Here is a 23,420-nt window from a genome sequence, read left to right as displayed (position 1 = left end):
GCGGCCTCAGCCGCTGGCTCGCCTTAGCCCTCCGCCTTTGCTGGCGGAGGGCTTTTTGTTGGCCGGACGGCGGCGCCAGCAGGTGTGCATACCGGAGTGATTTGGCCTGCCATTGGCCTCAGACTGGATCGGGTTTAGCCGTAAAAGAACTCAAGAAGCGCAAAAACAAACCCTGTATTTCGCTGCGTTTTTTCACGGCCAAAAGGAGGGGGGCCTCGACGTTACCTAAGCAATTGCACTCAGGCGGGCCGGTTCGCGTTACGATCGTGGATCCAACCCCGATCCCCTTCACGGCCATTGCAGCGCAGATCGTAGCCCCATTCCGTAGGCTCTTACGCCCATCTCTACTCCTTGTCCTCGCCGCATGCTCCAGAATCAGGCCTTGTTGGGTTGCTCAAGGGCTTTGAGCCGAGCCTCTAATTCGCTCACTCGTGCAACGAGTTTAGGCAGACGGTTAACGCTCGCGATGCGCCTGCGTTCCTCGTTGGCGGGAACGGCTGGGAAGCCCAGGTAAGTCTCACCTGCGGGAACGTCCTTGGTCACGCCAGCGCGACCACCGAGCTTACTCTGTGAGCCGATGGTCACATGGCCGGCGATGCCGACTTGTGCAGCTATGACGACATAATCCCCAATCACCGCGCTGCCAGCTATGGCAACACAAGCGACGACGATGCAGTGCCGTCCCATGACGACGTTGTGGCCGATCTGCACGAGATTATCGATCTTCGTGCCTTCGCCTATCCACGTGCGGCCAAAGCGGGCGCGATCGATCATGCTGCCGGCCCCCACTTCCACATCGTTATCAATTTGCACGATGCCCGATTGGCGCACCTTGCGGTGGCGACCTTTGGAGAATTCATAGCCAAAACCGTCTGCGCCGATGACCACGCCGGAATGCAAAATGACGCGCTCACCCAAAACGCACCCCATGTGTACGGTGGAGTTGGCGAAAAGTTTCGAGTCGAGGCCGATGCGAACGCCGCGCCCCACATAGCATCCCGCCGCGATCTCAACGCCATCGGCAATCTCCGCTTCTTCATCGATGACCGCATGAGCACCGACGCAGACTTTTGTCGGATCGAGTTTCGCCGTAGCCGCGATAACCGCAGACGGATGAACACCCGCGCTGAAAGGCACGGACTGGACACCATACGTCTCGACGATCAGCTCAAACGCGCGCGAAGGATCGGCGACGCCGATGCAGGCGACGCCCTCGGGGAAATGGCTGTAATCGCGAGGGACCAGTACCGCAAACGCCTTGGTCGTACTGAGCTGAACTTGGTAGCGGGTATCACTGAAGAAACTCAAATCGCCCTGCTGCGCATCTTTAAGTGAGGCAAAGTTCGTGATCAGAACTTCAGGTCGACCGGATAACAACTCGCCGCCCACCAGCGTTACCAAATCAAGAACCGAAATATTTAACATGCAGGGGTCTCCCATGCGCAGCCGTGAATGACAAACTAATGAAGCGGGTTAAATGTTAACAGGCCTTCATCGCTGAATCCTCGCTGCCCTTAAGATCACTTAATCGGCAACCAGCCTCCACAAGAGCCTCGGTCTTTATGTTGCCACCCCAACACAGCGCAGGCTGAACGGGGGGGGGCGCACTTATTAGCACGCCCTCTCTAAACGGATATCGACCTCGCGCTCGACGTAGCTCCACTCCGGAGAGGCGCGTAGCTCGTGCAGCAAATGGTCGAAATCGGCCTCGGCGGCCGCCGGGTACTCAAACCACGTCAGAAAATCGAACGGCTCGGCGGTGCTCAAATCGCGGCAATGGTGCAACCGACGCGCGATCGCAGGCAGGTAACGTAGCCCAATTTGTGTGTGGTGGGATTTCTCCTCGAAAATCGCCCGACGCGCTTCTTGCGTGAGCGCCCACCAGGCCGCCGATTTTTTGATCGGTATCAACGCGGCGTAAGTCGAGTCGGGGCGACCGAGCCCCTCTTGTTTGGCGATGAGTTGCTGTTTTTCGTCTTGGGTGACGTAGCGCTCATTGCTCGTCGCTCCACGTAAAGACCAGGCGCAGTCCAACGCAGTCGGCAGTGCGATTGGCGGCGGGGTGGCGGTTACGTCTAGCCGAGCGGCCAAAGGAAAACTTTCGCCCACGACGGTGCGGATTTCGCGGATACGCCAAGCGCCCGTGGCGCCGGCGATGAAGTGAACGAGGCGCGGATTCGGCGTAACGCTCATCGGGCTTGTGCCGGGTAGCGGCGCAGGTCGAGCGTGTGGCGGCCTTCGGGCGGGAAATCGACTTTCATGATCATGCGCGGCTGACCGACCGTCTGCGGCCAGGCTTCCCAGCGGTCAGCGAAGCGGCGTTTCGCTAGGTCGGGCGTCATGGGACGGTCGGTGTAGGATTCGCTGCGCGGGTTCCACACGTGCCAGCGGGCGGCGGCGACGACGGCAAACGTGGCTTTGTCGACCCACTCGATGAGCAAGGGCGCATGCACCGGGATGTGCGGGTGGAGCGCGGGGTTTAAGAAAAACGCCCGGTAACGCACACCGGCGGCCGCAGCCGGGGGCATGAGCTGGGAGCTGGGAGCGGCAAGCCTAGAGCTTTGAGCTGGGAGCTGGGAGCTTGGAGCTGCCGAAGGCTCCGAGCTTGCGGGAAGCGGACGGAATTCGCAGGGCAGGCCGTTGACCAGGAGTAGGCCGGTTTCGAGGAGCGCGGGATCGCTCACGGAAACCTCGATGCGGTCCATGCTGGCGTCGACGCAACGCGAGGTGCCGCCGCCCCCGTTGGGCTGCTCGCCAAGGAGCGGCCAGGCTTCCAGCGCCTGACGGAGTGTCACCTTATGGGTGACACTTTCGGCTTGGGGTTTACCTTTGGACTTAGCGGCGGGCGGCGGGGTGGTCGTGAAGACGAATTCGCCGAGTGTGGGGAAACGGAACTCCCAGAGCGGGCGCAGCCACTCGGTTTCAAACGGGATGCCGTGGGCGCGCAGATCGGCGCAGATCGCGGATAAATCCTGCCAGACGAAGGCGGGTAGGAAGAACTTGTCGTGCAGTTCGCCACCCCAACGGATGAAGGCCGGCTTGAAGGGATCGGCGGCGAGGCGGGCGAAAATCGAGCGTATAAAGAGTGCCACCACCGACATGGCAGGACGGTCGGGGTGCGTCTCGAAGGCGCGCAATTCGACGAGGCCGGCGCGGCCGTTGCCGGCGAACGGATTCCAGAGCTTGTCCACGCTGATCTCGGCGCGGTGGGTGTTGCCCGAGCGGTCCATGAGCAGGTCGCGGAAGAGCAGGTCGAAGAGGGCGAAGTTCTGCGGGTTGCCAAATTGCTCGGCGCCGGCGCAGGCGATTTCGAGTTCGTAGAGCGCCTCAAAGGTGGACTCGTCGATGCGCGGGGCCTGCGAGCTGGGGCCCATGTATTGGCCGGAGAAGGCGTAGCTGAGCGCGGGGTGATGCTGGAAGTAGCGGATCGCCGAGGGCAGGAGCGCGGGGAAGGCGAAGAACGGCGAAACCAGTCCGAGCGGTCCGCCAAAAACCAGGTGGGCTCCGCCGCCGGTGCCGGTGGCGCGGCCGTTGAGCTGGAGTTTGCGCGCGGTCAGGCCGATGGCGTCGGCGGCGGCATAAAGGTGTTCGAGCTGGCGATCGTAGGCCGCCCAGTTTTCGCAGATGGCGAGATTGACCTCGATGACGCCGGGATCGGATGCGAAGCCAATGGTGGGCAGCGCGGGATCGAGGGGCGGGGCGTAGCCGGCGAGCACGGCGTCTTTGAGTTTGAGCGAGGTGAACGCGCTCTCGATCGCGGCGATCAGTTCAATGTAAGGCGCGAGTTTAAGCGGCGGGATAAACAGGGTGACCGAGCCGTTGAGCACCTCGACGGTGAGAGCGCGGCGGAGGTTGTCCTCGCCCAGTTCGCCCAGGGGAAGGCGCAGGCCGATGAGGCTGTCGCCGGGGAAAAGCGAGGCGGAGTCTTGTTTGAGGGCGGCGCGCCAGTTGTCGCTTACCCAAGTGGTGTCGTCGTGGTCGAGAGGGAGAACGAAGCCCGCGTTTTTGTCGGGCGTGGCGTGGTCGTGCGTGGGCAGGATGCCGGCGGCGGGTACGGCGATTTTTTTGGCGATCGCGGTGATGACGGCGAGGGCGTTTTTGAGCGTGTGTTTTCCCGTTTCGGTATCGGCGCGCAGGCGCGTGATGTCGTTCCAGAGCGGCTGGCCATCGGCGCGAAATTGGACGAGCAGGGCCCAGCGCGGGAGCGGTTCGCCCGGGTAGTGTTTACCGGAGGTTTCTAGAACGACCGAGCCTGGGTAGGCGGACTGGATGAGCTGGCGGGCGAAGCGGCGGGCGTAGCCGAGTTTGGTCGGGCCGAGCGCGGCGGTGTTCCATTCGGGCCCCTGCGGATCATGCGGGATGAAGGTGGGTTCGCCGCCCATGGTGAAGAGCACGCCGCTCTGGGCGAAGGAGGCCTCGACGGCGTCGGCGCAGGCGCGGACGGCAGACCAAGTGGAGGTGGAGTAGGGGGCGGGCGCACTCATGAGATTTGTTCGACGAGGATGCTGTGACTGAGTTCGGACGGTACGGGATCGGGCGAATAGTAGGAGCCTTGGATGGGATTAACGCTTTCGGCGACGGCGGCGTGGGCGACGGGAATAAACGTGGCATCGCAAAACATGCCGTGGGTCGGGTCGAGGCCTTTCCAACCGGCGCCCGGAAGATAAACTTCAGCCCAAGCGTGCATTGCCCCGTAGGCGGGGGCGTCGGGAGTGGGGTCGAATTGGTAGCCGCTGACAAAGCGGGCGGCCAGGCCGAGGGTGCGGCAAAGCTCCACAAAGAGCACGGCGTAGTCGCGGCAGGAGCCGGTGCCCAGTTGGAGCGTGGTGTGTGAAGGTTGGATACCGCGCTCGTAGCGGCGGGTGTAGGAAAGCGAGGTGTGGACGAGGGTGTTGAGCGCGACCAGGTAGGGCACGGTTTCCTTGGGACGGTCGACGAAGTGGAAATCCAGCCAGGTGCGCAAAATGGCTTGGGTTTCACCGAAGGGTTGCGCGAGGTAGGGGGCGAGGGTGAACCGGTGGAGCTCCTCGTACTCGAACGGGGCGGTGAACGCGTAGGGTTTGAGGATGAAGTCGAACGGGTTGGTTTCGAGCGTTTCGACCTCGAACTCGGAGCGGATGCTCAGGGTGGGCGAGCGCTCCCAGAAATGGGCCCAAGCGAGGAGATTGTCCGAGCAATCGCGGGTCCAGACGACCTTGGAATCGGGGGAAATGTTGAACTTAAAGTGGTTAACCCGAAGGAGGGCGCTGTCGCGGGGGCGCATGTAAAGCAGGTGGGGCGAATAGGAGACCTCGCGGGCATACTCGTAGCGGGTGAGGTGGGAGACTTTAAGCTTCATTCGAAAAAGGGAGAGGGCGTGAGGTGTGGTTGCACTAAGCAATTAGCGGGCCGAAGTGCGGGATTTTCCGCGAGCTTGCTGGCGGCGTGGGCCAAAGCGAGGGGCGTTCGCTGCGTTTGGCGCTTTTAACGGGGCAAGATTAAGGGTGCGGTGCGGATAATCTTTTTCGGGTTTGGCAAGTAGCCTCAGTACGAGTTGGGTGAATAACGAGCAATGTCACCTAGCGAAGTTAATCTCTATCTGGTCGGGTTCATGGGAACCGGCAAGACCACCATCGGGCGGATCGTGTCGCACCGGCTGGGATTCGCGTTGCTCGACAGCGACCACGAAATCGAGCGCATTCAGCGCAGGTCGATACCCCAGATTTTTGAGGAGGACGGTGAGGCGGCGTTTCGGAAGATGGAGTACGACTTTGTTTTTGGCGGGCATGCGGCAACCCGCGCCGTGGTGGCCTGCGGAGGTGGCTTGGTGGTGCAGCCGGGCATGGCGGAGGCGCTGCGCGAGCGAGGCGTGGTGGTTTGCCTGCATGCCTCGATGGAAACCGTGATGCGACGCACGCAGGGAAATCGCAACCGGCCGCTGCTCGACGTGGCCGACCCCATGGAGCGCATCCGCACACTGTACGCGGCGCGCGAACCTATTTATAGCAAGGCGGGCACGGTGATCCTGACCGACGGGCGGCCGATGCTCGACATCATGCAACACGTGCTGCGCGCGTACCGGCGAGAGGCCGTGGAGTTTTCGCGGGAAATGAACCGGAAAAAAGCGCATGGCGGTTGAGCGCGAGGCAGTGCGCGCGCGTTTGCACGCGCTGGGTTTCGATGAGGTGCGATTTGCCCGCGTGGAGAGCGGTTTCGGGCCGCGCCTGAGTGATTGGATCGCGGCCGGTTACCATGCGGAAATGAACTGGATGGAGCGCAGTGTGCCTAAGCGCAGTGACCCGACTCTGGTGCAGCCAGGGGCACGCTCGGTGATCATGCTCGGGGTGAATTACCTGCCGCCGACTAGTGCGGTTCAGGTGGGGGGGGGCGATGCTCCGAAGGGCGGTGCGGAGCGGGTGGGGGACGATGCAGAGGGCGGAAGCTCACGGGTGCGGCCCGCCTGGGCGCGCTATGCGCTCTACGATGATTACCACGATACGATCAAAGCGGCGCTGGTGGACGCGGGAAAAGTGCTAGAGGAACTCGGCGCAGTGACGGCGGCGGATTATCGTTATTATGTGGATACGGGACCGGTGATTGAGCGCGGTTGGGCGGCCAAATCAGGCTTAGGATTTATCGGCAAAAACGGCATGCTGATCTCGCGTCGACACGGCAACTGGTTGTTCCTCGCCGCAGTCCTGACCACGCTGGAATTCGAGCCCGACGAGCCGGTGAGAAAAGAGGCGGCCGGGCGGGAGCTGGAGCCGGGATTATTGTGCGGCAAGTGCACGCGCTGCATGGACGCGTGTCCGACGCAGGCATTGCCCGCGCCTGGTGTGGTTGATGCGAGGCGCTGCGTGTCGTACCAGACCATTGAAAACAAAGGGATTATCCCGCGCGAACTGCGAGTGGGGATTGGGCAGCGAATTTACGGCTGCGACACCTGCCTGGAGGTGTGCCCGTGGAACCGCTTTGCGCAGGCAGGCCGGCAGGTGTTGCTGGCGGCGCGTTACGGGCTGGCGGACATGCCGCTGCACGAGGTTCTGGAGCTGACGCCGGAGCGATTTGCAGCGGTGTTCAAGGGCACGGCCATCAAGCGGGTGAAGCTGGCCGGTCTGTTGCGCAACGCCTGTATTGTGGCAGCGAATACCGGTGCGTTGGATTGCCTGGAATCGCTGGTGGCGTTGGCGGGTCACACGTCGCCCGTGGTGCGGGCCCATGCCGTGTGGGCGGTGCGGAGGATGGGCGGAGTCGAGCGGTTGCGCGAGTTTCAGGCGGTGGAGGCGGATGTTTCGGTTTTGGCGGAATACAGCGGGGCGGTTTAAGCGCGGAGGAGATCTTTTCGGCCAAAGGCGAGAAATCGAAGGCGCGGAGTTTTAATATGCACCTGCAAACCGTGGTTACCGGACGAAAATCAGTGCTAACAGCATAGGTGACTGAGGGGAATCAAATGCAGGGTGATTTGGGCTTAGATAGCTTGCAATGGAGCGGGTTAAGGGAGGGTAAAGAAGGCGGACGGGAGGCGATTTTTGGGGGAGTCAACAATTTATCCAAAATCTTCTTGCCGGTGACCTCGGGTTTGGTAGCTTCCGCCTCTTTTCTCATTTCATAGCCATACTTCGATATGCCCACCATCAACCAACTCGTACGCAAGGGACGTCGCCAAATTCGTGCGAAATCCAAGTCCCCCGCGCTCTCAGGCAACCCCTTCCGTCGCGGCGTGTGCGTGCAGGTCATGACCCGCACCCCTAAGAAGCCGAACTCCGCTATCCGTAAAGTCGCCAAGGTTCGCCTGACGAATGGTAGCGAAGTGATCTCCTATATTCCTGACGAGGGCCACAACCTCCAGGAGCACTCCATTGTGCTCGTGCGCGGTGGCCGCGTGAAGGACTTGCCTGGTGTTCGTTACCACATCGTCCGTGGTACCCTCGACGCCACCGGTGTTGAAAAACGCCGCCGCAGCCGTTCGAAGTACGGTGTTAAGCGCCCGAAGGCCGCCAAGGCCGCTCCCAAGAAGTAATTTAACCGAGAACCATATCCATGTCACGCCGTCACAAAGCCGATAAGCGCCAAGCCGCTCCGGACATCCGTTATAACAGCACGCTGGTTGCCCATCTCGTCAATGTCGTCATGGAAGACGGCAAGAAGAACACCGCTGAGCGCATCGTCTACGGTGCGTTTGAGAAGGTCTCCGAGAAACTCGAAAAGGGTGATCCCGTTGATTTGATGATCGGCGCGTTGGAAAACGCCCGTCCTCGTCTCGAGGTCAAGAGCCGCCGCGTTGGTGGCGCCACCTACCAGGTTCCCGTGGAAATCTCCTACGAGCGCCAAGAGAGTCTCGCGCTCCGCTGGATCGTCACCGCCGCATCCGGCCGCAAGGGTGTTCCCATGAAGGACGCTCTGGCCTCCGAGATTGTCGACGCCTACAACAACACCGGTTCGGTTGTTAAGAAGAAGGAAGACACCCACAAGATGGCCCAGGCCAATCGCGCCTTCGCCCACCTCCGTTGGTAATCCGTCAGTTCATTACCACCCATGTCTGAAGCTCCCGTCATTTCTATCGTCACCGACAAGTCGAAGGTTTCTCCGGTTAACTCCAAGAACCGTCCCTTCCCTCTCGAGTGGACTCGTAACATCGGTATTGTCGCGCACATTGACGCCGGCAAGACCACCACCAGCGAACGCATTCTGTTCTACTCGGGCAGCGTGCATAAGATGGGCGAAGTGCACGAAGGCACTGCGGTGACCGATTGGATGGAGCAGGAGCGTGAGCGTGGTATCACGATCACCGCCGCCGCCATTTCCTGCGCCTGGAACGCCTCGTGCGGTCCATGGAAGGGAATCAAGCAGCGCGTTAACATCATCGACACCCCCGGCCACGTGGACTTCACGGCTGAGGTTGAGCGTTCGATGCGCGTTCTCGACGGTGCGGTTTCGGTGTTTTGCGCCGTTGCCGGCGTGCAGCCCCAATCCGAGACGGTCTGGCGTCAGGCCAACAAGTACGGAGTTCCTCGCGTTGCCTTCATCAATAAGATGGACCGCGTCGGTGCCGACTTCTTCCGCGCCATTTCCGAAATGCGTGAGAAGCTGGGCGCAAATGCCCACGCCCTCTTCATTCCGATCGGTAAGGAAGAAAACTTCACGGGCGTCATCGACCTCGTGCAGAACCTCGCTTACTACTTCGAGGATCCCGCGAACATGGATCTCGATCCGAAGATCCACCCGATTCCCGCTGAGTACGCCGCTCAGGCCAAGGAATACCGCGAGAAGCTGATCGAAGCCGCGTCCGACTTCGATGATGTTCTCGCAGATAACTATCTCAATGGCGTAGAGATCACCGCTGACGCTTTGTTGCTCGCTGTCCGCAAGGCCACCGTGTCGATGAAGTTCACCGGCGTGATCCCCGGTTCTGCCTTCAAGAAAAAGGGCGTTCAGCGCCTGCTTGACTGCGTCGTTAACTTCCTGCCTTGCCCGCTCGACGTTCCCCCGATGAAGGGTCAGAACCTCGACGGCGAAGAGGTTTCCGTCACCGTTAACGACAGCTCCTTGCTTGCCGGTCTTGCCTTCAAGCTCTGGACCGACCCGTTCGTCGGCAAACTGGTTTTCTACCGCGTCTACACCGGCACCCTGCAAAAGGGCACATCCCTTTACAATCCCCGCACCCGCCGTTCGGAGCGCGTTTCCCGCCTCGTGCTCATGCGCGCCATGGACCGCGAAGAAATCGAAACCGCCTACTCAGGCGACATCTGCGCGTTGGTTGGCGTCAAGGAAGTCATCACCGGCGACACGCTGTGCAATGAGGACTACGACGTTCGCCTCGAGCCGCCGTCCTTCCCTGAGCCGGTGATCGCGATGTCCATCGAGCCGAACTCGAAGGCTGACCAGGAGAAACTCGGCACCGCGCTCCAGCGCTTGGTTGCTGAAGATCCGACCCTCCGCGTTAAGACCGACGTCGATACCGGCCAAACGATTCTCGCCGGCATGGGCGAGCTTCACCTCGAAATCATCCTCGATCGCATGAAGCGCGAGTTCAAGGTTGAGGCCACCTCGGGCAAACCGCAGATCGCTTACCGCGAGACCATCACCGCAAGTGCTGATGGCGAAGGTAAGTTCATCCGTCAGTCCGGCGGTAAGGGCCAATATGGCCACGTCGTGATTAAGATGGAAGCCAACGAAAAGGGTAAGGGCGTCGAAGTCTTCAACGAAACCGTTGGTGGCTCGATTCCCAAGGAGTTCATCAAACCTTCCACGGAAGGTATCATCGAGGCCGCCAACAATGGCGTCGTCGCTGGTTATCCCGTGGTCGATGTCATTATCCGCATTGTCGACGGTTCATTCCATGACGTCGACTCCTCGGAAATGGCGTTCAAGATGGCTGGTATCTTCGCGTTCAAGGATGCGATGAAGGCCGCTAAGCCCATCTTGCTTGAACCCATCATGGGCGTCGAAGTGACGACCCCTGAAGAGTATCAAGGCGACTTGATCGGCGACATCAATCGTCGTCGTGGTCGTATCAACGGCATGGAGTCCAAGAACGCGGCTTGCATCATCAACTCGAACGTTCCGCTCGAGATGCTGTTCGGCTACGTCACGGACATCCGTTCCCTTTCCAAGGGCCGCGCCAGCGCATCCATCACTCCTTCCCATTTCGAGCAGGTTCCGAACTCGCTCCTCACCAAGATCGTCGAGTCTTCCACCAAGGCTCCCGCTCGCACCTAACCCTTCGTTCTTTTTACCGCCATGAAAGGCCAACGCATTCGCATCAAACTTCGGGGCTACGACTATCGCGTAATCGACCAGTCCGCATCCGAAATCGTAGAAACAGCCAAGCGCTCCGGCGCTCGTGTCTCCGGGCCCATCCCGTTGCCCACGCGCATCGAAAAGCTGACGGTTAACCGTTCGCCGCACGTCGACAAAAAGTCGATGGAGCAGTTCGAAACGCGGACCCACAAGCGTCTTATCGACATCATTGAGCCCACCGCCCAGACGGTCGACGAGCTCAAGAAATTAAATCTTCCTTCCGGCGTTGACATCACCATCACGGTGTGAGTTATCGACCGACCCAGAACACGTAATTTACATTTTAGCAGCGTCCCATGTGCACCCCGTGCACCGCTGGGCTTCTCTAATGTAGGCCGTTAAACGGAAAACTTTCCACCTACCACTTAGCCATGTCAATCAGCACCCTACTCGGTAAAAAAATCGGGATGACGCAGGTCTACGACGCACAAAACGTCTTAGTCCCCGTCACCGTGGTCGAAGCCGGCCCATGCCCGGTCGTCCAAATCAAGACGATTCAGGTCGACGGTTACAACGCCGTCCAGATCGGTTTCTCCAAGCAGAAATCCAAGAACGCCTCCAAGGCCGAAAAGAACCACGCCGCCAAGGCTGGTCTTGAAGACGCTCCGCGCGTTCTTAGCGAAGTTCGCCTCGATGCGCCTTCGACCAACAAAGTCGGTGATGTGATCACCGTCTCCACTTTCACTGAAGGCCAGCTTGTTGACGTCACTGGCGTCACCAAGGGCAAAGGCTTCCAGGGCGTTGTGAAGCGTTTCCGTGTTGGTGGCGGTCCGGCCACGCACGGTTCCATGTTCCATCGCCGTATCGGTTCGATCGGTATGCGCCAGACTCCTGGCCGCGTTTGGAAGAACCAAGCGATGCCTGGCCACATGGGCCAGCTCCAGCGCACCCTTCAGAACCTTTTGATCGTTAAAGTTCTTCCCGAGAAGAACCTTATCTTGGTCAAAGGTGCCATCCCTGGCGCCAATGGTGACGACGTCATCGTTCGCACCGCCATCAAGGGTCAGCCCAAGAAAGCCTAACCCTTAAGGAGAATAACTGCACATGAAACTCAAAGTTTTCAGCTCTGACGGTAAGACCTCCCGCGAACAAGATTTCGCCGGTATCCCCGTATTCGAAGGCGACAAAGGCCTCCAAGCCGTCAAGGAAGTGATCGTCGCGATCAATGCCAACAACCGTCTCGGCACCCACTCCACGAAAACCCGTGGCGAAGTGTCCGGCGGCGGCAAAAAGCCCTGGCGCCAAAAGGGCACCGGTCGCGCTCGCGCCGGTTCCACCCGCTCCCCGATCTGGGTCGGCGGTGGCGTTGTCTTCGGGCCCAAGCCCCGCGACTACTCCAAGAAGATCAACTCCAAGGTCAAGGCCCTCGCTTTCAGCCGCGCGCTGTTCGATCGTCTTTCCGCTGGTGAAGTTGACGTCATCGAGCGTTGGGAAGTTGCCCCCGTTAAGACCCAGGTCTTGGACGCGGTCATCGCCCGCATCGCTCCCGTAGGCAAGATCCTCATCGTGGACTCCGAGTTCACCGCCGACACGGCCCGCGCCGCCTGCAACCTTCAGCGTATCTCGCTCCAGGAAGCCTGCACGCTCAACACGCTCGATCTCGCGCAATACAAGAAGATCATCGTCAGCACCACCGCTCTGGAGGCTATCATCGCCCGCGTCAACGGAGGTAAGAACTAATGATCCCTAACGTCCTGAAACTCGTCCGTCTCACCGAGAAGTCCAACAAGCTCTCTTCCGAGCTTGGCCAGTACACCTTCGAAGTAGCGATCACCAGCAACAAGCACCAGATCGCCGTAGCCGTTGAAAAAGCCTTCAAGGTCACGGTTACCCGCGTCAACACCGCCGTCATCCGCGGTAAAAACAAAAAGAGCCGTCAAGGCCGCCCGAGCATGACTTCTAACTACAAGAAGGCCGTCGTGACTCTTAAGGCCGGCGACAAGATCGAGCTCGTCTAATCTGGAGAACACACACCATGCCTCTCACTCCTGTACGTCGTCCCCTCACGCCTTCCCAGCGCTTCACGCAGCTGAACAAGCCTGAGGGTCTTTCCAAAAAACGCCCCGAGGCCAAGCTCACCGAGCCCAAGCCTAAGAGCGGTGGTCGTAACGTCTATGGTCGCATCACCTGCCGTCGTCGCGGCGGTGGCCATAAGAAGCTTTACCGCATCATCGATTTCATGCGCGACATCCTCGACATGCCCGCCCGCGTGCAGGCCATCGAGTATGATCCGAATCGTACTGCCCACATCGCTCTCATCGCTTATTCGAGCGGCGAAAAGCGTTACATCCTTGCCCCCAAGGGCCTCAAGGCTGGCGACACCATCGTCACCTCGAACAAGGCTGCGTTGAATGATTTCAACGTGGGTAACAATTTCCCGCTCTCGATCATCCCTCCGTCCACCAAGCTGCACAACGTCGAGCTCGTTCCCGGTCGCGGGGCGCAACTCGGCCGTACCGCTGGTACCTCCATTGAGTTGGTCAACGTCGAGAACGGTTTTGCCCAAATCAAGCTTCCCTCTGGCGAAGTTCGTTTGGTCAACGCCAACTGCCGCGCCACCATTGGTGAGGTCGGTAACGCCGACCAGATCAACGCTTCGCTCGGTAAAGCCGGTCGTAATCGTTGGCTTGGCAAACGCCCCCGCCAGCGCGGTGTGGCGATGAACCCGGTCGATCACCCCAACGGTGGTGGTCAGGGTAAATCCAAGGGTGGTGGCGGTCGCCAACACCTCGTTTCTCCTTGGGGTCAGCTCGCCAAGGGTTTCCCGACGCGCAAACGCTCCAAGCCTTCCAGCTCCCAGATCCTTGTTCGCCATAACGGTCGCAAGCCCCGCGGAAAGAAGTAATTTCTACACCTTACCAATATGGCACGCTCCATCAAAAAAGGTTTCTTTGTCGATTACCACCTGCTCGAGAAAATCGAGAAGGCCATCAAGGCCGGTGGTTCCAAGAAACCCATCCAAACCTGGTCCCGCCGCTCGACGATTACGCCCGATTTCATCGGCCACACGTTCAGCGTTCATAACGGCAAAGCCTTCATCTCGGTTCACGTCACCGAGAACATGGTCGGTCACAAGCTCGGCGAATTCGCGCTCACCCGCGTGTTCAAGGGCCACGGTGGCATGACCCGCAAGGAAATCTAATACGCTAAACCGCCCTCGTGATCCTGCGGATCGCCATCGTTTTGGCTGCTTTGTTTTTCACTTCGGTGAACTGCAAAGCAGAACAACTCCAGGCGTTCCGCACGATCTCGGGGGCTTTGGTAGTGGCCGTAGAGCCGACCCGCATCGCGGATGTCGTTCTCCTCGGCGCCGGCTTCGAAACCGGCCTTCGTCAAGGGATGGTATTCAGCATCATGCGTTCAGGAGTGAAAATAGCCGAGGTCGTACTCGTCGAACTTCGCCCCCGCGCCAGTGCCGCTATCATTATCCACTTACTCCCGGGTCAAACGATCCGGTCCGGAGACACTGCCAACGTAAAAACTCTCAAGGTATAATCAATAACTACAAAAAGGGCAGGGGACTTCGGTCCTGCTGTCGCCCCAAAAGGGAATCTTAATCAAATGGAAGTCCAAGCCCTCACTCGCTACGCGCGCATGTCCCCTAAAAAGGTGCGCGAAGTCGTTCGTACCATCCAAGGTCGCAAAGCCAACGATGCCGTCGATCTCCTTACGCTCATCCCGCGTAAGTCCGCCCGCCTGATCGTGAAGACGCTCAAGAGCGCCATCGCTAACGCCGAAAACAACAACAACCTCTCCTCCGACAATCTGTTCGTGAAGAGCGCGTTGGTTGAAAACGGACCCGTCTTGAAGCGCTTCAAGGCCGGTGCCCGCGGTACCGCGATGCCCCGCCGTAAGAAGATGTCCCACATCCTCATCGTCCTCTCCGACGGTAACTCCAACTAATTTACCACCATGGGCCAAAAGACCAATCCAATCGGCTTCCGTCTAGCCGTTCGCCGCAACTGGCAATCCCGCTGGTATGCTTCCAAGAAGGACTTCGCTAAGCTCCTCTTCGAAGATCAAATCATCCGTGAGAAACTCATGGAGAAGCTCAAGCAGGCTTCTGTTCCCCGTATCTTCATCGAGCGCGCGTCCAACCGCGTTCGCGTCAAGATCTACACCGCCCGTCCGGGTCTGGTGATCGGCCGCAAGGGCGCCGAGATCGAGAACATCAAGGCCGAGCTCGCAAAGCTCACCGGCAAGGACGTCCTCCTTGACATCCAAGAGGTCAAGAAGCCCGAGATCGAAGCTCAGCTTGTTGCCGAAAACGTATGCTTGCAGCTCGAACGCCGCATCGCTTTCCGCCGCGCCATGAAAAAGGCCGTTGAGTTGGCCATGGCGCTCGGTGCCGAGGGCATTCGTATTCAATCTTCCGGTCGTCTCGGTGGTGCCGACATCGCTCGTCGCGAATGGCAGCGCAAGGGTCGTGTTCCTCTCCACACGCTCCGCGAAAACATCGACTACGGGTTCGCTGAAGCGAAGACCGTTTACGGCAAGATCGGCGTCAAATGCTGGATCTGCAAAAAGGAAGCTGACACGACGCTCTAAACCCGTCGCCCGTCCTAACCATTTAACTAAAGAGAAACCATCATGGCTCTCGCTCCAGCACGCACCAAATATCGTAAGTCACAAAAGGGTTCCCGTAAGGGTAACGCCAAGCGTGGTAACACGATTTCCTTCGGCGAATTCGGTCTCCAATCCCTCAGCCGTGGTCCTATGACCGGCCAACAGATTGAGGCCGCCCGAGTCACCATTTCGCGCCATCTAAAGCGCAAGGGTAAACTCTGGATTCGCGTTTTCCCCCACAAGCCAATCACTAAGAAACCTGCCGAAACGCGCATGGGCTCTGGTAAAGGTCCGGTCGAATATTATGTCGCCCAGATCAAGCCAGGTGCAGTCCTGTTCGAACTCGGTGGTGTCACCGTGACCGTCGCAAAAGAGGCTTTCCGCCTTGCCGACGCCAAACTGCCCTTCCGTTGCCGCTTCATTGTGCGCGAAGGCACCGCCGCCTAACCAAACTCCGGCTACCCGCTGGAAAAAATCGCCATGAGCAAGAAGATCAATCCCATTAACGAGCTAGCCTCCGCTGAGCTCGACGCCAAGCTGACCGAAAACCGCGAAAAGCTTCTTCACCTCCGCCTGCGCAAGCAGACCGGCCAGGTCGAGAAGACCCACGAGCTGCGTATCCTGCGTAAGGATATCGCCCGTCTCGAGACTGCGCGCACCGCCAAGAATAAGAAGGCCGCCGCCTAATCGTATATCCACATGTCCACCACGACCCGCAATTCTCGCAAGGACCTCACCGGTTTCGTCACCAGCCGCTCTGGCGACAAGTCCATCAAGGTTACCGTTCCCTACAAGATCCCGCATCCGCGTTACCAGAAGACCATCAATCGTAAAACCGTTGTGCACGTGCACGACGAGAAGAACGAGACCAAGGTCGGTGACAAGGTCGAGATCATGGAGACTCGTCCGCTGAGCCGCCTCAAGCGCTGGCGCATCGTCAAAATCATTCAAGCTGCCGTTGCCGCCGATGGCGCTGCGATCAGCGAAAATGATGTTGCCGATCTCGTCCCCACCAAGACGACCAAGGCTTAATTCCCATAACATTTAACAAAGACACCCGTCATGCTACAACTCCGTTCATGGGTAGAAGTCGCTGATAACACAGGCGCTCGTCGCGCGATGTATATCAGCAAAAAAGGTCAGAACACCACCACCGCTGGCGTCGGTGATGTCGTCACCCTCCACATCAAGGAAAGCTCCACCGATGCTTCCGTGAAAAAGGGTGAGGTTCACAAGGCCGTCATCATCCGCACCAAGGCTCCGGTTCGCCGCGCCGATGGTAGCTACCTGCGTTTCGACAGCAACGCCGTCGTCATCCTCACTGCGGATGGCAATCCCAAGGGCACCCGTATCTTCGGCCCTGTCGCTCGCGAACTGCGTGCGAAAAACTTCATGAAGATCATCTCGCTCGCTCCGGAGGTCCTCTAACATGTCCGTTAAATATCACGTAAAACGCGGCGACGATGTCGTCGTTATCGCCGGTTCCCAAAAAGGTAAATCGGGCAAAGTCATCGAGATCCTTCCCGCTAAGGATCGCGTTCGCGTTGAAGGCGTCGCGATGCTCAAGCGCCACATGAAGAAGTCCGAGGCCAACCCCGCCGGCGCTATTGTTGAGCGCGAGGGTTCGGTCCACGTTTCCAATCTGCAGAAGAAAGCCGTGTTCGACGCGTCCAAAAAACGCGCCGCCAAGGCCTAATCTCTAAATAATTAAATTAGGGCTTGCCAGGGTCGAAGCTACTTCATGTAACTTCGACCCTTTTCCGCCTCTACACACTCTCTAATTGCCATCCGGGTCGGTAATCCGGTGGCTCTTACCATAATGAGCAATAACACTCCTTTCCTTAAAAAACACTACACCGAGCAGGTTGTCCCTGCCTTGGTCAAAAGCCGCGGCTACAAAAACACCCACCAGTTGCCGAAGATCGTAAAGATCTCCATCAACACGGGTATTGATGCAGAAGCCGACAAAAACCAGATCGCCGACATTCAGCGCGATCTTGCCCTCATTGCTGGTCAAAAACCAGTTCTGTCGAAGTCCAAGAAGGCTATCTCGAACTTCAAGCTGCGCGAGGGTCAGGTCGTCGGTGCGCACGTCACCCTCCGTGGTGAGCGCATGTGGGATTTCCTCTATCGCCTTCTCGCGGTAGCACTTCCTACTATCCGCGACTTCCGCGGCGTCGGCTCCAAGCTCGACGGTCAGGGCAACTACAATCTCGGCGTCGCCGACTTCACCATTTTCCCGGAAATCACCGTTGAGAATGTGAAGAAGGCCATGGGTCTTGATATCACCATCGTGACCACCGCATCCACGGATGACGAAGGCCGCGAACTCCTCAAGCTCCTCGGCATGCCCTTCCGTCGCACCGAGCAGCAGGTCGCCGCCGACGCGGCCGCCGCCAAGAACAACGCAGCCTAATCCTTTTTCGTTATGCCGAAGACATCCGCCATCAACAAAAACGAGAAGCGCAAGGCTCTCGTCGCTAAGTTCGCCGTTCAACGCGCCGAGCTCAAAGCCATCCTCGCTAATCCTGTCACGAACGACGAAGAGTTTTTCGCCGCACAGAAAAAGCTTCAGAAACTCCCCCGTAACTCCGCGAAGAATCGCATTCGTAACCGTTGCTCCATGAGCGGTCGCCCTCGCGCCTTCATTCGCAAGTTCGGCGTTTCGCGTATCACCTTCCGCGAGCTTGCTCTGAACGGCAAGATCCCGGGCGTGACCAAGTCCTCTTGGTAACAATTTCAGGGCCACGGGGGTCGGATATGACCCGCGAGCTCTACTAAAACAACATCCACCATGACAGATCCCGTCAGCGACTTCCTGACCCGCCTACGCAATGCGTATAAAGCTGGTCTCGCCGAGTGCGTATCGCCGCACTCCAACCTCAAGGAAAGCCTAGCCGCTATCCTTAAATCCGAAGGCTTTGTCTCCGGCGTTTCCCTTTCGACTGATGACCGTGGTCACAAGACCCTGGTTGTTAAGCTCAAGTATGTGGACAACGCTCCGGCAGTCACAAATCTCTCCCGCGTTTCGACCCCCGGTCGCCGCCTCTACTACAGCTACACGGAGATCCCCCGCGTGCTGAACGGTCTCGGCATCAGCATCCTTTCGACCTCGAAGGGCCTGTTGAAGGACCAAGATGCCCGTCGCCAAAAAGTTGGCGGCGAATTGCTCTGCAAAGTCTGGTAACCTGGAACAAACCCACATGTCACGCGTAGGCAAAATTCCAGTTATCATTCCTGACAAGGTTAAGGTCGTCGTTACCGGACACACCGTGTCGGTCGAAGGCCCCAAGGGCAAAGTCGCTAAGACTTTTGCTCCCGTTGTCTCCATTGTGCATGCTGACAAAACTGTCACCATTGCGCCCCTCGACGAGAGTCGTTTCTCCCGCGCCATGTTCGGCACCGTTCGCTCGGTGATCGCCGCCATGGTCAAGGGTGTATCCGAAGGCTTCGTTAAGGATCTCGAAATTCAGGGCGTCGGTTTCAAGGCTGTCCTCAAGGGCAAGCAACTTGACCTCGCGCTCGGTTATTCGCACGCGATTCTTTTCGACATCCCCGAGGGCATCAAAATCACCGTCGCCGACCAGACCAAGGTCAAGGTTGAGGGCGCTGACAAGCAGCTTGTTGGCATGGTGACTGCGACCATCCGCAGCTACTATCCGCCGGAGCCGTACAAGGGTAAGGGCGTCCGTATCGTTGGCGAGCGCGTCCGCCGTAAAGAAGGCAAGACGGTCGCTTAACCTTTGTAATCATAACAATTTACTAGCTCTCCCGAGCATAAAAAATAAATGTCCACTACTCGCAAAGCTGACCTACTCCAGAAGCGTCGTTGGCGCATTCGCAAGAAGGTTTTCGGCACGGCCCTCCGTCCCCGTTTGGCTGTTCGCTTCACCAGCAAGCACATCTACGCACAAGCTATCGACGACCAAGCCGGCACCACGCTGGCCTTCCTCTCGAGCCTCGATGCCGACCTGCGCAAGCTGGAGCTCTCCGCCAACATCGCCGGTGCCAAGTCCCTTGGTGCAGCTTTCGCCGCTAAGGCCAAGGCCGCCGGTATCACCTCCGTTGTGTTCGATCGCTGCGGCGCTCTCTACCACGGTAAAGTTAAAGTCTTCGCAGATGCCGCTCGCGAAGGTGGTCTCGCATTCTAATCTATGAGCACTATTCCTCCTGCAGCTCCCGCTGGTGATCAGCAGCAGCGTCCGCCCCGTCGGGAAAATCGCGGTCCTCGCGAGATCCCGAAGTCCTACGACGAGCATGGTAACGAGTTGGTTGAAAAGATCGTTTTCATTAACCGTTGCGCTAAAGTCGTTAAGGGTGGTCGTCGCTTCAGCTTCTCCGCCATTTGCGTAGTTGGTGACCGTAAAGGTCGCGTTGGTGTCGGTTACGGCAAAGCCAACGAGGTTCCCGATGCTATCAAAAAGAGCACCGAGAACGCCAAGAAGAACTTCGTGACCGTGCAGCTCAAGGGCGACACGATCCCGCACGATGTCATGGGTATTGCCGACGGCGGCAAGGTCCTCCTGAAGCCCGCTTCGACCGGTACCGGCCTCATCGCCGGTGGTGCCGTTCGCGCCGTGCTTGAGGCTGCTGGCATCAAGAACATCCTCACCAAGTCCAGCGGTTCCAGCAATCACATTGCTGTGGTGCATGCGACCCTCAACGGTCTCTTGCAGCTGCGTACCGCCGAGCAAATCAAAGCCGCCCGTTCGGCTTAATCTGGTTAAAGAATAATCCGAGTCCCACCTTACTATATAGTAGGGTGGGGCGACCCATTTAGGAAAATACATGAAACTCCACGAACTTAAGAACGTTAAAGGCGCTGTCCACCGTAAGAAGCGCGTAGGCTGCGGCGAAGGCAGCGGCCACGGTAAGACCTCCGGTCGCGGCGGTAAGGGCCAATCGGCCCGCTCCGGTAGCTCCATCCGTCCCGGCTTCGAAGGCGGCCAGATGCCCCTTTATCGTAAGTTGCCCCATCGCGGCTTCAACCAGGCTGCATTCCGCAATGCTCCCGAGGTGGTTAACATCGGCGAATTTGCCAAGCTTGACGCTAGCATCACGGAGCTCAACTCCGAGATCCTCACCAAGCTCGGCCTCGTTCGCGGTGACAAAAAACTGCTCAAGGTTCTCGGTACCGGTGAACTCACGCGCGCCTTCAAGGTGACTGCCGCCAAGTTCTCCGACACCGCCAAGGCCAAGATTGAGGCCGCAGGCGGCCAGGCCATCGTCGCCTAATATTAGGTGCAGGCCGCGCGAAATTATATCGCGCGGCCTTTTTTTTATTCTGATTTCCTGTCCTCCGATTTATTGCCGTGCTCTCTGCATTCACGAATTCCCTGAAGATCCCTGAGCTTCGCTCCCGTATTTTTTATACGTTGGCACTCCTTTTTGTCGCCCGTGTGGGTGCGCATATCCCGCTCCCCGGCCTCAATCCCGCGCCCTTGGCTGCCTTTTTCAAGGACCAAGCCGGCAGTAACGGCGGCGCTTTGGTTGGTCTCTACAACATGTTCACGGGTGGCGCACTTGTTAAAGGTGCTGTTTTCGCCCTAGGCATCATGCCCTACATCAGCGCATCGATCATCTTTCAATTGATGACGGCTGTGGTTCCCGCCCTTAGCCGCCTCTCGCAAGAGGGTGATGTGGGCCGCCAAAAACTCACTCAGTATACCCGCTACGCCACGCTCATCATTTGTTTGGTTCAGGGTACGCTCTTGATTTTGGCCCTGGAAAATCCGGCGCGCCTGTTCGGGTCTAATTTCGATGTCAATGTCTATGGCTCAATCGTGATTGCGCCAAAAGCTTGGTTCTTAATTACTTCGGTTGTCTTCATGACTGCCGGTACGCTCCTTCTCATGTGGTTGGGCGAGCAGATTACCCAGCGCGGCATCGGTAACGGCGTTTCGTTGCTCATTTCTGTTGGTATTTTGGCCGACATCCCCGGTGCAGCCGCAACCGCCTACCAGTTGTTTTTCCCGGCCATTGGTGTTAAGGGCCTTGGTTTGCCGCAGGCGGTTGTTATGATCCTTCTGTTCGTTCTTGTGACGATGGGAATCATTCTGGTTGTGCAGGGCCAGCGTAAGATTCCGGTTCAGTATGCCAAGCGGGTTGTTGGTAACAAGGTCATGGGCGGTCAAAGCTCCTTCCTTCCCCTCAAGGTCAATTATTCCGGTGTCATGCCCGTGATTTTCGCCAGCGCCATTTTGCTTTTTCCCCAGCAGATTTTCTCCCAAGTGGGGGCTGCCTTCGATATGAAGTTCCTCACCGAGTTTGCACAAAACTTGTTGCGTGGCCACTGGGTGTATTACGCCTCCATGGCGACCCTGATCCTTTTCTTCAGCTATTTCTGGGTGTCGGTCATGTTCAAACCCATTCAGATTGCCGATGACCTGAAGAAATACGGCGGTTATATTCCTGGCGTGCGTCCCGGTGCTCCCACCGCAAAGTTTCTGGATTTCATCATGACCCGCATGACTTTGGCTGGCGCTATCTTTTTGACGCTGATTGCCGTTATGCCCGACATTTTCCTCTTCGAGCTTAACGTTCCTCAACGATTGGCTGTGTTTTTCGGCGGCACCGGCATGCTGATCACGGTGGGCGTGATTTTGGATACGATGAAGCAGATCGAGACCTTCCTGTTGCAGCGCCACTACGACGGATTCCTTAAGAAGGGCCGCGTACGCGCTCGCAGTTCGAATTCTCCCAGTGCCACAAGTGATGCCCTCAGTTCCGAGGCCGTGATGAAGTTGGCCGTGCCCGTCCTTGTGCTCCTCGCGCTTGGTGTGGGTATTTGGGCTTATCGAATTCTTTTGAAATAAAGCTTTACTTCGTCGGTAGTGACTGAAAGCTTTGACCTCTTTTCTTCTTACGGCCCTCCGGCCCAACAGAAGTTCTTACTGCTCGGTTCCTCTCCATGCTCCACTGGAATGTGGGAGAATCAGCTTCGTTCTTTGAATATTGAGCACGTCTCTCTCGTTGACTTGATTCAGCGAGAGATTTCACGTGCATCGTCCCTCGGCCAAATGGTCGAACGGGCGATCCGCCAGGAATCACCCCTGTCGGACGAAACCACCCTCGCACTCGTGCGTCGTTGGTTTTGGGCACGTAAACCTGATGCGGGTTTCGCCTTAATTGGCTTCCCGGCTACGTTGCTCCAAGCCAAAGTGTTCGACGAGTGGCTTGATGCCCGTGATGAAAATCTTCACGGCGTCATTCCTTTATCTGACTCCGCCGAGTTACTCGTTGAGCACTATCGCACTTTGGGCCTTCTCATCGAAGCCCCTGAATTTGCAGTCCTATGATTCCCATTAAAAATAAAGAAGGGATCATGCGGATGCGTGAATCCTGTGCGATTGCCGCCCTCGTGTTAAAACAGCTCAAAGAGCTCGTTCGTCCGGGGATTACGACTTATGACTTGGATCAAGCTGCACGCGACTTTATGTCGCAGCACGGAGCTAGGAGCGCTTGTTATGGTTACAAAATCGGCAGCCGCCGGTTTCCCGCTTACACCTGTCTTTCGGTTAACGAAGAAGTGGTACACGGAATCGGTTCGCTGAAGCGCGTTTTGCACGATGGCGATGTGGTCTCTTTGGATGTCGTTATTGAATATAACGGCTACATTGGTGACAACGCCACCACCGTACCGCTGGGCACGGTTTCCCCTAAAATTGCCGAGTTGTTACGCGTCTCTGAAGAGGCGCTTTACCTCGGGATTAAGCAGGCGATCGTCGGCAATCGCATCGGCGATATCTCCCATACCATTCAAACTCACGTCGAAGCCCACGGCTTTGGCGTCGTTCGCGATCTGGTCGGTCATGGGGTTGGTATTTCGATGCACGAAGACCCGCAAATCCCCAACTTCGGCCGCCGCAATGCAGGTGAAAAAATCAAGCCAGGTATGACATTGGCGATCGAGCCCATGGTCAATCTGGGGACCTATCGGACCAAGACCCTAAGTGACGGCTGGACGATTGTCACCGCTGACAACTCTCCCTCCGCACACTTCGAACACACCGTGCTCACCACTGAAACCGGCCCTGAGATCCTCACGATCCCAAAGGCTAATTAAACACTTTCCC

At 58.1% G+C, this 23,420-nt stretch carries 33 protein-coding genes; 29 read left to right on the top strand and 4 right to left on the bottom strand.

Annotated elements, in window-relative coordinates; all coding sequences use genetic code 11:
- Window positions 1–375: 375 nt before the first annotated feature.
- From lpxD to H2170_07280, 4 genes are all read right to left on the bottom strand, one after another.
- On the bottom strand, window positions 376–1,425 hold the full coding sequence (gene lpxD / locus H2170_07295) for a UDP-3-O-(3-hydroxymyristoyl)glucosamine N-acyltransferase (protein MCS6299894.1): 1,050 nt from the start codon (window positions 1,423–1,425) through the stop codon (window positions 376–378).
- 186 nt (window positions 1,426–1,611) lie between these two features.
- A complete protein-coding gene (locus H2170_07290; GenBank protein MCS6299893.1) occupies window positions 1,612–2,193 on the bottom strand; it encodes a chlorite dismutase family protein in 582 nt (193 codons plus the stop codon).
- The gene (locus tag H2170_07285; GenBank protein ID MCS6299892.1) at window positions 2,190–4,484 is read right to left on the bottom strand and encodes a transglutaminase family protein; all 2,295 of its coding nucleotides are present in this window, start codon (window positions 4,482–4,484) and stop codon (window positions 2,190–2,192) included. The genes H2170_07290 and H2170_07285 overlap by 4 nt, the downstream gene beginning before the upstream one ends.
- Window positions 4,481–5,338, bottom strand: a complete 858-nt coding sequence (locus H2170_07280) for a transglutaminase family protein (protein MCS6299891.1) — start codon at window positions 5,336–5,338, stop codon at window positions 4,481–4,483. The genes H2170_07285 and H2170_07280 overlap by 4 nt, the downstream gene beginning before the upstream one ends.
- 213 nt (window positions 5,339–5,551) lie before the next feature.
- Between H2170_07280 and H2170_07275 the strand changes: the two genes are divergently transcribed.
- The 29 genes from H2170_07275 to map all read left to right on the top strand — a co-directional run bounded on the left by H2170_07275 (window position 5,552) and on the right by map (window position 23,410).
- A complete protein-coding gene (locus H2170_07275) occupies window positions 5,552–6,118 on the top strand; it encodes a shikimate kinase (GenBank protein MCS6299890.1) in 567 nt (188 codons plus the stop codon).
- Entirely contained in the window at window positions 6,108–7,304 is a 1,197-nt protein-coding gene (gene queG / locus H2170_07270; protein MCS6299889.1) for a tRNA epoxyqueuosine(34) reductase QueG, read from the top strand. The genes H2170_07275 and queG overlap by 11 nt, the downstream gene beginning before the upstream one ends.
- A gap of 299 nt (window positions 7,305–7,603) precedes the next feature.
- The gene (locus tag H2170_07265) at window positions 7,604–7,999 is read left to right on the top strand and encodes a 30S ribosomal protein S12 (GenBank protein ID MCS6299888.1); all 396 of its coding nucleotides are present in this window, start codon (window positions 7,604–7,606) and stop codon (window positions 7,997–7,999) included.
- A gap of 20 nt (window positions 8,000–8,019) precedes the next feature.
- A complete protein-coding gene (rpsG, locus tag H2170_07260) occupies window positions 8,020–8,493 on the top strand; it encodes a 30S ribosomal protein S7 (GenBank protein MCS6299887.1) in 474 nt (157 codons plus the stop codon).
- Window positions 8,494–8,514: 21 nt separating this feature from the next.
- Window positions 8,515–10,698 (top strand): elongation factor G, encoded by a 2,184-nt coding sequence (gene fusA, locus H2170_07255; protein MCS6299886.1) that lies wholly within the window; start codon window positions 8,515–8,517, stop codon window positions 10,696–10,698.
- Between the two features lie 21 nt (window positions 10,699–10,719).
- Complete coding sequence (rpsJ, locus tag H2170_07250) at window positions 10,720–11,028, top strand: 30S ribosomal protein S10 (GenBank protein MCS6299885.1); 309 nt, start codon at window positions 10,720–10,722, stop codon at window positions 11,026–11,028.
- Between the two features lie 122 nt (window positions 11,029–11,150).
- Window positions 11,151–11,801, top strand: a complete 651-nt coding sequence (rplC, locus tag H2170_07245; GenBank protein MCS6299884.1) for a 50S ribosomal protein L3 — start codon at window positions 11,151–11,153, stop codon at window positions 11,799–11,801.
- Window positions 11,802–11,823: 22 nt separating this feature from the next.
- On the top strand, window positions 11,824–12,459 hold the full coding sequence (rplD, locus tag H2170_07240) for a 50S ribosomal protein L4 (GenBank protein ID MCS6299883.1): 636 nt from the start codon (window positions 11,824–11,826) through the stop codon (window positions 12,457–12,459).
- Window positions 12,459–12,737, top strand: a complete 279-nt coding sequence (rplW, locus tag H2170_07235; GenBank protein MCS6299882.1) for a 50S ribosomal protein L23 — start codon at window positions 12,459–12,461, stop codon at window positions 12,735–12,737. The genes rplD and rplW overlap by 1 nt, the downstream gene beginning before the upstream one ends.
- Window positions 12,738–12,754: 17 nt before the next feature.
- Window positions 12,755–13,624, top strand: coding sequence for a 50S ribosomal protein L2 (gene rplB / locus H2170_07230; protein MCS6299881.1), 870 nt, complete (start codon window positions 12,755–12,757; stop codon window positions 13,622–13,624).
- Between the two features lie 18 nt (window positions 13,625–13,642).
- The gene (gene rpsS, locus H2170_07225) at window positions 13,643–13,921 is read left to right on the top strand and encodes a 30S ribosomal protein S19 (protein MCS6299880.1); all 279 of its coding nucleotides are present in this window, start codon (window positions 13,643–13,645) and stop codon (window positions 13,919–13,921) included.
- A 17-nt stretch (window positions 13,922–13,938) separates the two neighbouring features.
- A complete protein-coding gene (locus H2170_07220) occupies window positions 13,939–14,274 on the top strand; it encodes a hypothetical protein (protein ID MCS6299879.1) in 336 nt (111 codons plus the stop codon).
- 66 nt (window positions 14,275–14,340) lie between these two features.
- Complete coding sequence (gene rplV, locus H2170_07215) at window positions 14,341–14,682, top strand: 50S ribosomal protein L22 (protein ID MCS6299878.1); 342 nt, start codon at window positions 14,341–14,343, stop codon at window positions 14,680–14,682.
- Window positions 14,683–14,691: 9 nt separating this feature from the next.
- On the top strand, window positions 14,692–15,327 hold the full coding sequence (gene rpsC, locus H2170_07210; GenBank protein ID MCS6299877.1) for a 30S ribosomal protein S3: 636 nt from the start codon (window positions 14,692–14,694) through the stop codon (window positions 15,325–15,327).
- Between the two features lie 42 nt (window positions 15,328–15,369).
- Window positions 15,370–15,792: a 50S ribosomal protein L16 gene (rplP, locus tag H2170_07205; GenBank protein MCS6299876.1), complete on the top strand. Its 423-nt coding sequence runs from the start codon at window positions 15,370–15,372 to the stop codon at window positions 15,790–15,792.
- Between the two features lie 33 nt (window positions 15,793–15,825).
- Window positions 15,826–16,032: a 50S ribosomal protein L29 gene (gene rpmC, locus H2170_07200; protein MCS6299875.1), complete on the top strand. Its 207-nt coding sequence runs from the start codon at window positions 15,826–15,828 to the stop codon at window positions 16,030–16,032.
- Between the two features lie 12 nt (window positions 16,033–16,044).
- On the top strand, window positions 16,045–16,377 hold the full coding sequence (gene rpsQ, locus H2170_07195) for a 30S ribosomal protein S17 (protein ID MCS6299874.1): 333 nt from the start codon (window positions 16,045–16,047) through the stop codon (window positions 16,375–16,377).
- Between the two features lie 30 nt (window positions 16,378–16,407).
- Complete coding sequence (gene rplN / locus H2170_07190) at window positions 16,408–16,773, top strand: 50S ribosomal protein L14 (protein MCS6299873.1); 366 nt, start codon at window positions 16,408–16,410, stop codon at window positions 16,771–16,773.
- A gap of 1 nt (window position 16,774) precedes the next feature.
- Complete coding sequence (locus H2170_07185) at window positions 16,775–17,041, top strand: 50S ribosomal protein L24 (protein ID MCS6299872.1); 267 nt, start codon at window positions 16,775–16,777, stop codon at window positions 17,039–17,041.
- Window positions 17,042–17,164: 123 nt separating this feature from the next.
- Window positions 17,165–17,761, top strand: a complete 597-nt coding sequence (gene rplE, locus H2170_07180; GenBank protein MCS6299871.1) for a 50S ribosomal protein L5 — start codon at window positions 17,165–17,167, stop codon at window positions 17,759–17,761.
- A 12-nt stretch (window positions 17,762–17,773) separates the two neighbouring features.
- Window positions 17,774–18,079 (top strand): 30S ribosomal protein S14, encoded by a 306-nt coding sequence (gene rpsN, locus H2170_07175; protein ID MCS6299870.1) that lies wholly within the window; start codon window positions 17,774–17,776, stop codon window positions 18,077–18,079.
- A gap of 60 nt (window positions 18,080–18,139) precedes the next feature.
- Window positions 18,140–18,532, top strand: a complete 393-nt coding sequence (gene rpsH / locus H2170_07170) for a 30S ribosomal protein S8 (protein MCS6299869.1) — start codon at window positions 18,140–18,142, stop codon at window positions 18,530–18,532.
- Between the two features lie 16 nt (window positions 18,533–18,548).
- Window positions 18,549–19,085, top strand: a complete 537-nt coding sequence (gene rplF / locus H2170_07165; protein ID MCS6299868.1) for a 50S ribosomal protein L6 — start codon at window positions 18,549–18,551, stop codon at window positions 19,083–19,085.
- Window positions 19,086–19,133: 48 nt separating this feature from the next.
- Complete coding sequence (gene rplR, locus H2170_07160; GenBank protein MCS6299867.1) at window positions 19,134–19,496, top strand: 50S ribosomal protein L18; 363 nt, start codon at window positions 19,134–19,136, stop codon at window positions 19,494–19,496.
- A 3-nt stretch (window positions 19,497–19,499) separates the two neighbouring features.
- The gene (gene rpsE / locus H2170_07155; GenBank protein ID MCS6299866.1) at window positions 19,500–20,063 is read left to right on the top strand and encodes a 30S ribosomal protein S5; all 564 of its coding nucleotides are present in this window, start codon (window positions 19,500–19,502) and stop codon (window positions 20,061–20,063) included.
- Window positions 20,064–20,133: 70 nt separating this feature from the next.
- Entirely contained in the window at window positions 20,134–20,580 is a 447-nt protein-coding gene (rplO, locus tag H2170_07150; GenBank protein MCS6299865.1) for a 50S ribosomal protein L15, read from the top strand.
- Window positions 20,581–20,657: 77 nt separating this feature from the next.
- Window positions 20,658–22,160, top strand: coding sequence for a preprotein translocase subunit SecY (gene secY / locus H2170_07145; GenBank protein MCS6299864.1), 1,503 nt, complete (start codon window positions 20,658–20,660; stop codon window positions 22,158–22,160).
- Window positions 22,161–22,268: 108 nt separating this feature from the next.
- Window positions 22,269–22,643, top strand: coding sequence for a nucleoside monophosphate kinase (locus H2170_07140; protein MCS6299863.1), 375 nt, complete (start codon window positions 22,269–22,271; stop codon window positions 22,641–22,643).
- Complete coding sequence (gene map, locus H2170_07135) at window positions 22,640–23,410, top strand: type I methionyl aminopeptidase (GenBank protein ID MCS6299862.1); 771 nt, start codon at window positions 22,640–22,642, stop codon at window positions 23,408–23,410. The genes H2170_07140 and map overlap by 4 nt, the downstream gene beginning before the upstream one ends.
- Window positions 23,411–23,420: the final 10 nt, after the last annotated feature.

It is taken from the genome of Opitutus sp. (assembly GCA_024998815.1).
In the GTDB taxonomy this organism is placed as follows: Bacteria; Verrucomicrobiota; Verrucomicrobiia; order Opitutales; family Opitutaceae; genus Rariglobus.
The sequence above is the reverse complement of the archived record's forward strand: the minus strand, read 5'-3'. Positions and strand labels throughout refer to the sequence as shown.